This window comes from Variovorax sp. P4_D9 (genome assembly GCF_056401695.1).
Genome location: NZ_JBFUIU010000225.1, coordinates 1 through 12,151, shown reverse-complemented (window position 1 = coordinate 12,151; position 12,151 = coordinate 1). Strand labels below are relative to the sequence as shown.

Below are 12,151 nucleotides of genomic sequence, written 5' to 3'. Positions count from 1 at the left end.
GAGCGGCAGCGACTGCGCGTCGCGACGCTGGAGGCCGCGGCGAGCGGCGCGGGCGAGGCGCCGGTCCCGAACGAATCCGCCAGCGCCGCGGCCTTGCGCATCGCGCGCGAGCATCCGGTGGCCACTGGGGTTGCGACCGCAGCGGTGATCGCGGTGCTGGGCCCGCGACGCGTGCTCCGTTGGGCCACCATGATCGCCCCGGTGCTCTGGCGGATGCGGGGCTGAGGCCGCTGGCTCAGGCCCTGCGCTCGCGCAGCGCCTGGGCTGCCTGGCGCACGAGCGCCGGGCCGCGGTAGATGAGACCGGTATAGATCTGCACCAGGTCGGCGCCGGCGTTGATCTTGGCCAGCGCGTCCGCCACGCTCAGCACGCCGCCCACACCGATGATCGGGAATTCGCGGCCCAGCGTCGCGCGCAGTTGGCCGATCACGCGGTTGCTGGCTTCCCGCACCGGCGCCCCCGACAGGCCGCCGGGCTCCTCGGCGTGCGGCAGACCCGCGACGGCATCGCGCGCCAGCGTCGTATTGGTCGCGATGACGCCGTCCATGCCGTGGCGCAGCAGCGTCGCGGCGATCACCCTGACCTGGGACTCGTCGAGGTCGGGCGCAATCTTGACGAACAGCGGCACCCGCTTGCCCTGGCGCGCGGCCAGCAGCTCGCGCTTCTCGGCGACGGCGCCGAGCAGCGCGTCGAGCGCTTCGTCGCTCTGCAGCGAGCGCAGGTTGGCGGTGTTCGGGCTCGAGATGTTGATCGTGATGTAGTCGGCGTGCGGGTAGACCCCGTCCATGCAGATCAGGTAGTCGTCGACCGCACGCTCGATCGGGGTGGCGGCGTTCTTCCCGATGTTGAGGCCCAGYAGCATCGGCGGCTTCGAGCTGTCGCGCCGGAAGCGGGCCCGCTGCACATTGGCGACGAAGGCCTCAAGGCCCTCGTTGTTGAATCCGAGCCGGTTGATCAGGGCGTCGCGCTGCGGCAGGCGGAAGATCCGCGGCTTCGGGTTGCCGGGCTGCGGCTTGGGCGTCACCGTTCCGACCTCGACGAAGCCGAAACCCATGGCGCCGAAGGCGTCGATGCAGCGGGCGTTCTTGTCGAGGCCGGCCGCCAGTCCGACGCGGTTCGGGAACGACAGGCCCGCGAGCGTGACCCGGTCGGCCACGCGCGGTGCCGCGTAGGCGCAGGCCAGCGGCGTGTTCTGGGTCCGTGCCAGGGCGTCGAGCGTCAGTTCGTGGGCGCGCTCGGCGTCGACGCCGAACAGAAAGGGGCGGGCGAGCCCGTAAAGAGAGGAGGGCAGCGGCAGGAGCATCGGATAATTCTCGACTTCAGACTTCAATCAGCCCAGGATTCTCCCCGATGACTTCCCCTGCACCCGCTTCCGTACCGACACAGGACGAACTCAAGGCACAGGTCGGCCGCGCTGCGCTGGAATACGTGGTCAAGGGCGAGATCATCGGCGTCGGCACCGGCTCGACCGTCAACAAGTTCATCGAGGCGCTGGCTGGCATCAAGGACCAGATCCGCGGCGCCGTCTCCAGCTCGGAGGCCTCGACCGAGCGCCTGCGGGAGCTCGGCATCGAGGTGTTCGACAGCAATGCGGTCGAGGAGCTGGCGGTCTACATCGACGGCGCCGACGAGATCGACGGCCGCGGCTACATGATCAAGGGCGGTGGCGCCGCGCTCACGCGCGAGAAGATCGTCGCGGCGCAGTCGAAGCGCTTCGTCTGCATCGCCGATGCCTCCAAGCTGGTCAACACGCTGGGCGCCTTCCCGCTGCCGGTCGAGGTGATTCCGATGGCTGCGCAGCGCGTGATGCGGCAGTTCGGCCGGCTGGGCGGCCTGGCCCAGGTGCGCGAGAAGGACGGCGTGCCGTTGGTCACCGACAACGGCCAGCACATCATCGATGTAACCGGCTTGCGGATCACCGATCCGCTGGACTTCGAGGCCGAAGTGAACCAATGGCCCGGCGTGGTCGAGGTCGGTGTCTTTGCTCGCCAGCGCGCCAGCGTGTGCCTGCTGGCGACGTCTTCCGGCGTGCGAACCCTGCGTTTCGGTTAGCGAGAAACAACCGCGCCGAACGGACGCGCCGATCTAGAACTTGATGCCGGCGGGGTTGCTCGGGGTCGGCCCGGATGCCGGAGCGGGCGTCTCGGCCGCCGTCGGGGCCGGTGCGGCAGCAGCCGGCGCGGGTTCTGCCGCGGGCTGCAGGGCCACCAGCGGCTGAGCGGGCGGATTGCGATAACCGGCCGGCAGCCGGGTGCTCTTCGGATAGCCCGCCGCGTCCAGGTACTGGGACCACTCGGCGTCCGAAAAACCTTTGAGCTGCTGCAAGCCGATGGTCAGCAGCGGCAGCGAATTCTGGCCGCTCAGGCGCTGCAGCGAGGCGATGTCCTCGTTCGACTTGACGGTTCGTTCGTCGAAGGGGACGCCGCGCGTGATCAGCAGCGAGCGACCGGCGCCGCAAGGGCTGCATTCCTCGCTGGTGTAGAGCGTCACCGGGTAGCGCTGAACCACCTGCTGCAATTCGTAGGGCAGGCCGGCGCGGGCGCTGACCGTGTTGCCGGGCCGGACCGGCGCCGCAGGCGCGTCGGCGCTCGGCGGCTGATCGGAAAAGGTGACCTTGCCGTTCTTGTCGACATTGCGATAGACCGACTGGGCTAGCGTGGCGCCGGCGACCAGCAGCAGGGCGAGGCCCGCGAGGGCGGTGTTGAGCTTCATCGATGGTTCCAGGAATCCGATGCAGCGGAGTATGTCAGGCCGGCTGGGGCTCGGCCATGCCTTGGTGTCGCAACAACGCATCGAGCTGCGGCTCGCGGCCGCGGAAGGCCTTGAAGGAATCCATCGCGCTGCGACTGCCGCCGGCCTCGAGGATGGCCTCGCGGTACTTGCGTCCGGTCTCCACGCTCGGCTCGCCGTTGGCGCCCGCGGTCTCCTCGAAGGCCGCGTAGGCATCGGCGCTCAGCACTTCGGCCCACTTGTAGCTGTAATAGCCGGCCGCGTAGCCGCCCGAGAAGATGTGGCTGAAGGTGTTTGGCGTACGGCTGAACTCCGGCGACGGCATCACCGCGACTTCCTCGCGCACCTTGGCCAGCAGCGCCATCACGTCGCCCGGTTGGGCGGTGGCGGCGTCGTAGCCGGTGTGCAGCAGCATGTCGAAGAGCGAGAACTCGATCTGGCGCAGGGTCTGGAGGCCGCTCTGGAAGTTCTTGGCCGCGGTCATCTTGTCGAACAGGGCGCGCGGCAGCGGGGCACCGGTATCGACGTGGGAGGTCATGTGGGCGAGCACATCCCACTCCCAGCAGAAGTTCTCCATGAACTGGCTCGGCAGCTCGACCGCGTCCCACTCGACGCCGCTGATGCCGGAGACGTCGCGCTCGTCGACGCGGGTCAGCATGTGGTGCAGGCCGTGGCCGAATTCGTGGAACAGCGTCGTCACGTCGTCGTGCGTGAGCAGCGGCGGCTTGCCGTCGACCCCTTCGGCGAAATTGCAGACCAGCTGCGCGACCGGCGTCTGCAGCGTGCCGGTGTCGGGCCGCAGCCAGCGCGCGCGGACGTCGTCCATCCAGGCGCCGCCGCGCTTGGCGGCACGTGCCGACGGGTCGAGATAGAACTGACCGACCTTCTGGCCGGCGCGCTCGATGCGATAGAACTCCACGCTCGGATGCCACACCGGCGCCGTGTCGCGGCGGATCGAGACCTCGAACAGCGTCTCGACGATCTTGAACAGGCCGGCCATCACCTTCGGGGCCGTGAAGTATTGCTTGACCTCCTGCTCGCTGAAGGCGTAGCGCGCTTCCTTGAGCTTCTCGCCGATGTAGGTCCAGTCCCAGGGCTGCGGATCGGCGAGCCCGAGGTGTTCGGCTGCGAAGGCGCGCAGGTCGGCCAGGTCGCGCTCGCCGTAGGACTTCGCCTTGGCGGCCAGGTCGCGCAGGAAGTTGATCACCTGGTCAGCCGACTCGGCCATCTTCGGCACGATCGAGAGCTCGCCGAAGTTGGGGTAACCGAGCAGCTTGGCCTCTTCCTGGCGCAGCGCAAGGATCTCGCGGATCAGCGCGGTGTTGTCGAAGGCCGGGTCGCCGAACTCGCTGGCCCGCGTGACGTAGGCGCGATAGAGCCGTTCGCGCAGCGCGCTGCTCCGGGCGAACTGCATGATCGGCAGGTAGCAGGGCATCTTGAGCGTGAGCTTGTAGCCGTCCTTGCCCTCGGCTTCGGCGGCCGCACGGGCGGCGCCGATGAMGTCTTCAGGCACGCCGTCGAGGTCGCCCTGCACCGCGTACCAGGCGAAGGCGTCGGTGGCGTCGAGCGCGTTCTCGCTGAACTTCTGGCTCAGTTCGGCCTGGCGCTCCTGGATCTCGGCGAAGCGTTGCTTGGCCGCGCCCTGAAGCTCGGCGCCGCCGAGCACGAAGTTACGGATCGCGTTGCGGTGCGCCTGGCGCTGCTCGGGGTTCAGGGTCGCGGGGTCGATGGCCTTGTACTTGGCGTACAGCCGCTCGTCGGAGCCCAGGCGGGTCCAGAAGGCGGTGACGCGCGGCATGGCCTCGTTGTAGGCGGCCCGCAACTCGGGCGTGTCGGCCACCGCGTTGAGATGACCCACCGCGCCCCAGGCGCGGCTGAAGCGCTCCGAGGCCACGTCCAGCACCTTCGCGATCGCGGTCCAGTCGGCCGGAAAGGCCGGCGCGGTCGCTTCCTGCAGGGCCGCCTCGGCGCCGGCGAGCAGGGCGTCGACCGCCGGGGCGACATGCTCGGGCTTGATCTGGTCGAACAGCGGGAGGTCGTTGAAGTCGAGGAGCGGATTGGTCATGGTCTTGTTCAGATGGCGGACGGGGGGCGCGAGTTCAAGTGGTGCTGGCAGCGGCCGCCGCGCGTTCGGCGGCCTCGATCGTGTTGACCAGCAGCATCGTGATGGTCATCGGGCCGACACCGCCGGGCACCGGCGTGATCCAGCCGGCGACTTCGCGCACGCCGGCGAAGTCGACGTCGCCGCAGAGCTTGCCTTCGTCGTTGCGGTTCATGCCGACGTCGATCACGACCGCGCCTGGCTTGACCATGTCGGCCGTGAGCACATTGCGCTTGCCGACCGCGGCGACCACCACGTCGGCCTGGCGCGTGAAGGCGCCGAGGTCGGGCGTCGCGCTGTGGCAGATCGTGACGGTGGCGCTCTTGGCGAGCAGCATCAGCGCCATCGGCTTGCCGACGATGTTGCTGCGGCCGATGACCACCGCGTGCTTGCCGCGCAGCTCGTAGCCGATCGACTCGAGCATCTTCATGCAGCCGTAGGGCGTGCAGGGCCAGAAGCCGGGCGAGCCGGTCATGAGCGCGCCGGCACTGGCGACGTGGAAGCCGTCGACGTCCTTGGCCGGCGCGATCGCCTCGATCACCTTCTGGGCATCGATGTGGGCCGGCAGCGGCAACTGGACCAGGATGCCGTGGATCGACGGGTCGTTGTTGAGGGCCTCGACGCGGGCCAGCAGTTCGGCCTCGCCGAGCTCGGCCGGGTACTTCTCGAGCACCGAGTGCAGGCCGTTGTCCTCGCAGGCCTTGACCTTGTTGCGCACGTACACCTGGCTGGCCGGGTTGTCGCCGACCAGCACCACGGCCAGGCCGGGCACCACGCTGCGGGCCTTGAGCGCGGCGGCGCGGGTCACGACCTCGGCGCGCAGCGCCTTCGAAAGCGCATTGCCGTCGATCAGTTGAGCTGTCATTGTTTTTTCGAACTTCAGAAATGGAAACGCCCGCTTGCGCAGGCGTGGAGGTTGCAACCGGTTGCCGGGCCGGGCGGCTAGGCCTTGGCCGACGTCGCTGCCTGTCCGAGGGCGATCTTGAGCAGGTCGGCCACCGTGTTGGCGTTGAGCTTTTCCATGATGTTGGCGCGGTGCGCCTCCACCGTCTTGATGCTGATGCCGAGGTCGTCGGCGATCTGCTTGTTGAGGCGGYCGGCAACGATGCGCTCGAGCACCTGGGCCTCGCGGCCGGTCAGCTTGGACAGCAGCGCATCGCGGCTGGCCGACTGCTGGTGCTGCGCGAAGGCGCCGCGGGCGTGCTCGAGCATGCGCTCGACCAGCGCCACCAGCGCCTCGTCGTTGAAGGGCTTCTGGATGAAATCCATGGCGCCCTTCTTCATCGAGTCGACCGCCATCGGCACGTCGCCGTGGCCCGTGATGACCACGATCGGCAGCGGCGAGCGGCGCTCGATCAGCCGGTCTTGCAGCTCGATGCCTGACATGCCGCCCATGCGGATGTCGACGATCAGGCAGGCGACCTCGCGCGGGTCGTAGCGCGACAGGAAGGATTCGGCCGAGTCGAAGCAGCGGACCCGGTAGTCCTTGCCCTCGAGCAGCCATTGCAACGAATCGCGAACCGCCTCATCGTCGTCGACGACATACACAGTGCCCTTCTTCGGAATCAAACTCATGCAGGTACTTTCGCCTCGTTGCTTGCTACGGAATCGATAGCGTCCAACACCGGTAACCAGAAGGAAAAACGGCATCCGACGATGTCCGGCCCATTGTAGATGTTCTCTGCCTGCATCCGGCCGCGGTGCGACTCGACGATGGTGCGACAGAGGTTGAGCCCGATGCCCATGCCTTCCGGCTTGGTGGAGAAGAAGGCTTCATAGAGCCGGTCCATCACTTCGGGGGCCAGGCCCATGCCGGTATCCTGGACCGAGAACTCGATCGCCGGCTGGCCGTCGATGGTCTTCGGCAGCACCCGCAGCTCGACGCTGCGGCGCGCCAGCGGCCGGTTCGCGAGGTCGATCGATTCGGCCGCGTTCTTCAGCAGGTTGACCATGACCTGCTCGATCAGGATCGGATCGACCCGCAGGATCGGCAGCCGCGCCGCGACGTAGTGGTTCAGCCGAACGTTGCGCCGGCGCAACTCGATGCCGGCCAGCTCGACCGCTTCGCTGACCATCGTCGAGACCTCGGCCGGCGTCCGGTTGGGCTCGCTGCGCTTCACGAAGGAGCGGATGCGCTGGATGATCTGGCCGGCGCGCTGGGCCTGCTTGGAGGTCTTCTCGAGCGCCGCCAGCAATGCCTCCGAATCGATCTGCTGGCCCTTGATGCGCGACACCATGCCGTTGCAGTAGTTGGTGATTGCGGTCAGCGGCTGGTTCAGCTCATGAGCGACGCTGGATGCCATCTCGCCCATGGTGATCAGCCGGCTGGCGGCATGGGCCCGGTCGGCCTGGGCCGCCGCCAGGTCCTCGGCGTCGCGCCGCGGCGTGATGTCGGTGGCGATCACCAGCTGCGCCAGCCGGCCGTCGACCCAGGTCAGGTAGCGCGAGCRCACCTCGAGCCACTTGCCGAGCTCGGGCACGAAGATCTCGTTGTTGGCCGGCTGGGCGGTGGTCAGCTGGTCGATCGGCAGGCCGGCGAAGGAGTCGACGTCATCCATTTCCTCGTCCCGCGCATGGGTCGCCGGCACGCCGGCCTGCGCCACCATGCCGAGGTGGCCGACGGTGTTCGAGCCGAACCAGAGCCGGTAGAGCTTGTTGGCGAACAGCAGCTCCTCGCTGCCCAGCGGCGCCACCGAGACCGAGGCGTCCAGCGCCTCGAGTACCGTGGTGAAGCGCTCGTACGAGGCCGACAGCTGCTCGCRGATCCGGGTCGGCTCGGTGATGTCGGTCATCGAGGTCATCCAGCCGGTCTGGTGGCCGCGGGCGTCGATCAGCGGCGAGACGTAGAGCCGGGCATTGAAGACGCTGCCGTTGCGGCGCTTGACCCGGACCTGGAAGCCGCCCGGCAGGGCGCGGCCGTGCAGTTCTTCCTCGAGCCGCTCGTTCATGACCTCGCGGTCGGATTCGAGCCAGTAGGGGAAGGGCGGCGTCTGGCCGACCAGTTCGTTCTCGCTCCAGCCGGTCATCGCGCAGAAGGCGGCGTTGACGTAGGTGATGCGGCCTTCGAGGTCGAGCACCCGCATGCCGGTCAGCATGGAGTTCTCCATCGCCCGGCGGAAGTTGGTCTCGGCCACCAGCGCCTGCTGCGCCTGCAGTCGCCGGCGCGTGTGGCGCCAGGTGCCGATCAGCATCCAGCTGGTGAGCACGCTGAGTGCGCCGACCAGCCAGAACAGGCCGTTGCCGACCACCCCCTGGGAGGTTCGATAGGCCTGCGCCCGCAGCACCAGCGCGTTGCCGACCGGCGAGACCGGGACTTCGTATTCGTTGGTGCGCACCGTCCAGGGCAGCAGGCGGGTGCCGGCTCCGCGCGGACTGGCGACCGTGTTGCCGGCGATCAGGCCGCCCTTGGCGTCGAGCAGCGAGACCGCATAGCGGGCCGAAACTTCGGAGGGCATGCCGTAGCGCAGCAGGCCGTCGATCGAGAACTCGCCCAGCAGCATGCCGGCGAACAGCCCCTGGTCGAACAGCGGGATGTAGAGCCCGAGCATCGGCGGCGGCTCGCCGCCGGCCAGGGGTTGCGAGAACACCGGCTGGCGCAGCTCGCGCGCCAGCGCGTAGTTGCTCTCGATATCGCCCGGCCGCAGCACTTCGCCGACCGCATGCTGCAGCGCCGGGTGGACGCTCGGCGCCGCGTAGTTGGCCTTGAAGCGGCGGCGGTCGTCGATCCAGCTGACCGATTGCAGTTCCGGGAACTGGCTCACCAGCGACTCGGCGCGGCTGGTGAATTCCGCCGCATCGATTTCGCGGTTGGAGGCATCGCGTGCCAGCCGCATGAGTTGCTCCTGGCGCTCCAGCAGCCGCAGGCGGACGCGCTGCTGGGCGTACTCGACGTCGCGCTTGACCGATTCCTGGACCCGCTCCACCTCCTCGGCCCGCAGGTACCAGAAGGCCGAGACGATGGCCGCGAGGAACAGCAGCACCGCGGCCAGCGGCGCGAGCATCGCGACCGCGTCCTGCAGCACCGGTGTCTGGCGGCGCCACCAGCGGCGCAGCCACGAGAGCGGCGACGTGGCATTGCGTGCGACGGCGATCGGGGAGGAAAGGGGCATTGGCGAAGTTTAGGTGAAGGCTTCGACGCCGGAAGGGCTGCACCGGAGGTGCCATGGACCCGAGTACGGCTGGGCCACTCATGCAATTTCACATTAAGAAATAGACAAGCACGATTTGAAATTTAGATAATTCTGTGAGAAACTGCCGCGCGCTGCCGGATACGGCACTAAATTACGCCCACAACCCTCACAAGGAGACAAGCATGTCGGCAAATCCCGAGAACCACTTTGGCTCGGCTGCAAACGACCTGGACGCGCAGGAAACGCGTGAATGGATGGACGCCCTGTCGGCTGTCATCGAGAGCGAGGGGCCCGACCGCGCGCACTTCCTTCTCGAGCAACTGCTCGAGCACGCGCGCCAGAGCAGCATCGACAAACCGTTCTCGGCCAACACCGCCTACGTCAACACGATCGAGGCCGATCAGGAGGAGCGTTCCCCGGGCAATGCCGAGATCGAGGAGCGCCTGCGCTCGTACATGCGATGGAACGCGATGGCGATGGTGGTCAAGGCCAATCGCCACCACCCGCCCGAAGGCGGCGACCTCGGCGGCCACATCGGCTCCTTTGCCTCGCTGGCCAGCATGTTCGGCGCCGGCTTCAACCACTTCTGGCACGCCGAGAGCGAGAACCACGGCGGCGACTGCCTCTACATCCAGGGCCACGTGTCGCCCGGCATCTATGCCCGCGCCTACCTCGAGGGCCGCCTTACCGAAGAACAACTGCTGAATTTCCGCCAGGAAGTCGACGGCAAGGGCTTGTCGAGCTACCCGCATCCGAAGCTGATGCCCGAGTTCTGGCAGTTCCCGACCGTGTCGATGGGCCTGGGCCCGCTGATGGCGATCTACCAGGCGCGCTTCCTCAAGTACCTGCATGCGCGCGGCATCGCCAACACCGAGAACCGCAAGGTCTGGGTGTTCTGCGGCGACGGCGAGATGGACGAGGTCGAGTCGCTGGGCGCGATCAGCCTGGCGGCGCGCGAGAAGCTCGACAACCTGGTGTTCGTGATCAACTGCAACCTGCAGCGCCTGGACGGCCCGGTGCGCGGCAACGGCAAGATCATCCAGGAACTCGAAGGCGAATTCCGCGGCTCGGGCTGGAACGTGATCAAGCTGATCTGGGGCAGCAACTGGGATCCGCTGCTGGCGCGCGACAAGGATGGCGCGCTGCGCAAGATCATGCTCGAGACCAACGACGGCGACTACCAGTCGTTCAAGGCCAACGACGGCGCCTATGTGCGCAAGCACTTCTTCGGCCGCGACCCGCGCACGCTCGAGATGGTCGCCAAGATGAGCGACGACGAGATCTGGAACCTGCGCCGCGGCGGCCACGACTCGCAGAAGGTCTATGCCGCCTTCCATTCCGCCGTCCAGCACAAGGGCCAGCCGACGGTGCTGCTGGTGAAGACCGTCAAGGGCTTCGGCATGGGCAAGATCGGCGAGGGCAAGAACACGGTCCACCAGACCAAGAAGCTCGGCGACGAGGACATCAAGGCCTTCCGCGACCGCTTCAACATTCCGATCCCGGACAGCCAGATCGCCGACCTGCCGTTCTACAAGCCGGCCGACGACACGCCCGAGATGAAGTACCTGCACGAGCGCCGCAAGGCCCTCGGCGGTTACCTGCCGTATCGCCGCGTGAAGGCCGACGAGAGCTTCACCGTGCCGTCGCTCGAGACCTTCAAGGCCGTGCTGGAGCCGACCGCCGAAGGGCGCGAGATCTCGACCACGCAAGCCTACGTGCGCTTCCTCACGCAGCTGCTGCGCGACCAGGCGCTGGGCCCGCGCGTGGTGCCGATCCTGGTCGACGAGGCCCGCACCTTCGGCATGGAAGGCCTGTTCCGCCAGATCGGCATCTACAACCCCGCGGGGCAGCAGTACACGCCTGTCGACAAGGACCAGGTGATGTACTACCGCGAGGACAAGGCCGGCCAAATCCTGCAGGAAGGCATCAACGAGGCCGGCGGCATGTCGAGCTGGATCGCTGCCGCGACCTCCTACAGCACCAACAACCGGATCATGGTGCCCTTCTATGTCTACTACTCGATGTTCGGCTTTCAGCGCATCGGCGACTTGGCCTGGGCGGCCGGCGACATGCAGGCGCGCGGCTTCCTGCTCGGCGGCACCTCGGGGCGCACCACGCTGAACGGCGAAGGCCTGCAGCACGAGGACGGCCACAGCCATATCCTGGCCAACACTATCCCGAACTGCGTCAGCTACGACCCGACCTTCGCGCACGAGGTCGGCGTGATCCTGCACTACGGCCTGAAGCGAATGGTCGAGAAGCAGGACAACGTGTACTACTACATCACGCTGCTGAACGAGAACTACCCGATGCCCGGTCTGCAGCCCGGCACCGAAGAACAGATCATCAAGGGCATGTACCTGTGCAAGCAGGCGCCGGCGCTCAAGGCCAAGTCGCCTTCGGTGCAACTGCTGGGCAGCGGCACCATCCTGCGCGAGAGCTTCGCGGCCCAGGAACTGCTCGAGAAGGACTGGGGCGTTTCGGCTGCCGTCTGGAGCTGCCCGAGCTTCAACGAACTGACCCGCGACGGCCAGGAAGCCGACCGCTGGAACCTGCTGCACCCGACCGAGACGCCGCGCGTCTCCTTCGTCGAGCAGCAGCTCTCGGCCAGCACCGGGCCCGTGGTGGCATCGACCGACTACATGAAGGCCTATGCCGAGCAGATCCGCCCCTTCATCCCGAAGGGCCGCAACTACAAGGTGCTCGGCACCGACGGCTTCGGCCGCAGCGACTTCCGCAACAAGTTGCGCGAGCATTTCGAGGTCAACCGCCACTTCATCGTGGTGGCGGCGCTGAAGGCGCTGGCCGAGGATGGCACCGTGCCGGCGCAGAAGGTGGCAGACGCAATCAAGAAGTACGGCATCAACGCCGAGAAGATCAACCCGCTCTACGCATAAAACCAATCAACGGCGCCCGTAGGGCGGGAGACACGACATGGCAACAGTGGAAATCAAGGTGCCGGACATCGGCGACTTCRASGAGGTCGCGGTGATCGAAGTGCTGGTGAARGYCGGCGACACGGTGAAGGCCGAGCAGTCGYTGATCACGGTSGAGTCGGACAAGGCCTCGATGGAGATTCCGTCGAGCCAGGCCGGTGTGGTGAAGGAACTCAAGGTCGAGGTCGGCAGCAAGGTCAAGGAAGGCTCGGTGGTGCTGGTGCTGGAAGGCGAGGGCGCGGCTGCGTCCGCAC

At 67.3% G+C, this 12,151-nt stretch carries 9 protein-coding genes and 1 pseudogene; 4 read left to right on the top strand and 6 right to left on the bottom strand.

Annotation, left to right across the window (positions count from 1 at the left end; all coding sequences use genetic code 11):
• Positions 1 to 225, top strand: a pseudogene (locus AC1DY5_RS23255) (phage holin family protein); the annotation flags it as partial.
• A gap of 10 nt (positions 226 to 235) precedes the next feature.
• On the opposite strand, the gene AC1DY5_RS23250 reads toward AC1DY5_RS23255, so the two are convergent.
• Positions 236 to 1,303 carry a quinone-dependent dihydroorotate dehydrogenase gene (locus tag AC1DY5_RS23250; RefSeq protein WP_478115170.1) on the bottom strand — a complete coding sequence of 356 codons (1,068 nt, stop codon included), beginning with the start codon at positions 1,301 to 1,303 and terminating at the stop codon, positions 236 to 238.
• 47 nt (positions 1,304 to 1,350) lie between these two features.
• On the opposite strand from AC1DY5_RS23250, the gene rpiA reads away from it, so the two are divergent.
• The gene (gene rpiA, locus AC1DY5_RS23245) at positions 1,351 to 2,052 is read left to right on the top strand and encodes a ribose-5-phosphate isomerase RpiA (RefSeq protein ID WP_478115168.1); all 702 of its coding nucleotides are present in this window, start codon (positions 1,351 to 1,353) and stop codon (positions 2,050 to 2,052) included.
• A 33-nt stretch (positions 2,053 to 2,085) separates the two neighbouring features.
• Here rpiA and AC1DY5_RS23240 read toward each other — a convergent pair whose 3' ends face one another.
• From AC1DY5_RS23240 to AC1DY5_RS23220, 5 genes are all read right to left on the bottom strand, one after another.
• Positions 2,086 to 2,712, bottom strand: coding sequence for a glutaredoxin family protein (locus AC1DY5_RS23240; RefSeq protein ID WP_478115166.1), 627 nt, complete (start codon positions 2,710 to 2,712; stop codon positions 2,086 to 2,088).
• A 34-nt stretch (positions 2,713 to 2,746) separates the two neighbouring features.
• The gene (locus AC1DY5_RS23235) at positions 2,747 to 4,795 is read right to left on the bottom strand and encodes a M3 family metallopeptidase (protein WP_478115165.1); all 2,049 of its coding nucleotides are present in this window, start codon (positions 4,793 to 4,795) and stop codon (positions 2,747 to 2,749) included.
• Between the two features lie 34 nt (positions 4,796 to 4,829).
• The gene (gene folD, locus AC1DY5_RS23230) at positions 4,830 to 5,696 is read right to left on the bottom strand and encodes a bifunctional methylenetetrahydrofolate dehydrogenase/methenyltetrahydrofolate cyclohydrolase FolD (protein ID WP_478115163.1); all 867 of its coding nucleotides are present in this window, start codon (positions 5,694 to 5,696) and stop codon (positions 4,830 to 4,832) included.
• Between the two features lie 77 nt (positions 5,697 to 5,773).
• The gene (locus AC1DY5_RS23225; RefSeq protein WP_478115162.1) at positions 5,774 to 6,406 is read right to left on the bottom strand and encodes a response regulator transcription factor; all 633 of its coding nucleotides are present in this window, start codon (positions 6,404 to 6,406) and stop codon (positions 5,774 to 5,776) included.
• Positions 6,403 to 8,940: a PAS domain-containing sensor histidine kinase gene (locus AC1DY5_RS23220; protein ID WP_478115160.1), complete on the bottom strand. Its 2,538-nt coding sequence runs from the start codon at positions 8,938 to 8,940 to the stop codon at positions 6,403 to 6,405. The genes AC1DY5_RS23225 and AC1DY5_RS23220 overlap by 4 nt, the downstream gene beginning before the upstream one ends.
• A 203-nt stretch (positions 8,941 to 9,143) precedes the next feature.
• Here AC1DY5_RS23220 and aceE point away from each other — a divergent pair, with 203 nt between their 5' ends.
• Positions 9,144 to 11,858, top strand: a complete 2,715-nt coding sequence (gene aceE, locus AC1DY5_RS23215) for a pyruvate dehydrogenase (acetyl-transferring), homodimeric type (RefSeq protein WP_478115159.1) — start codon at positions 9,144 to 9,146, stop codon at positions 11,856 to 11,858.
• A 37-nt stretch (positions 11,859 to 11,895) separates the two neighbouring features.
• Positions 11,896 to 12,151: biotin/lipoyl-containing protein (locus AC1DY5_RS23210; RefSeq protein ID WP_478115157.1), on the top strand; the 256-nt coding region annotated here is incomplete at its 3' end.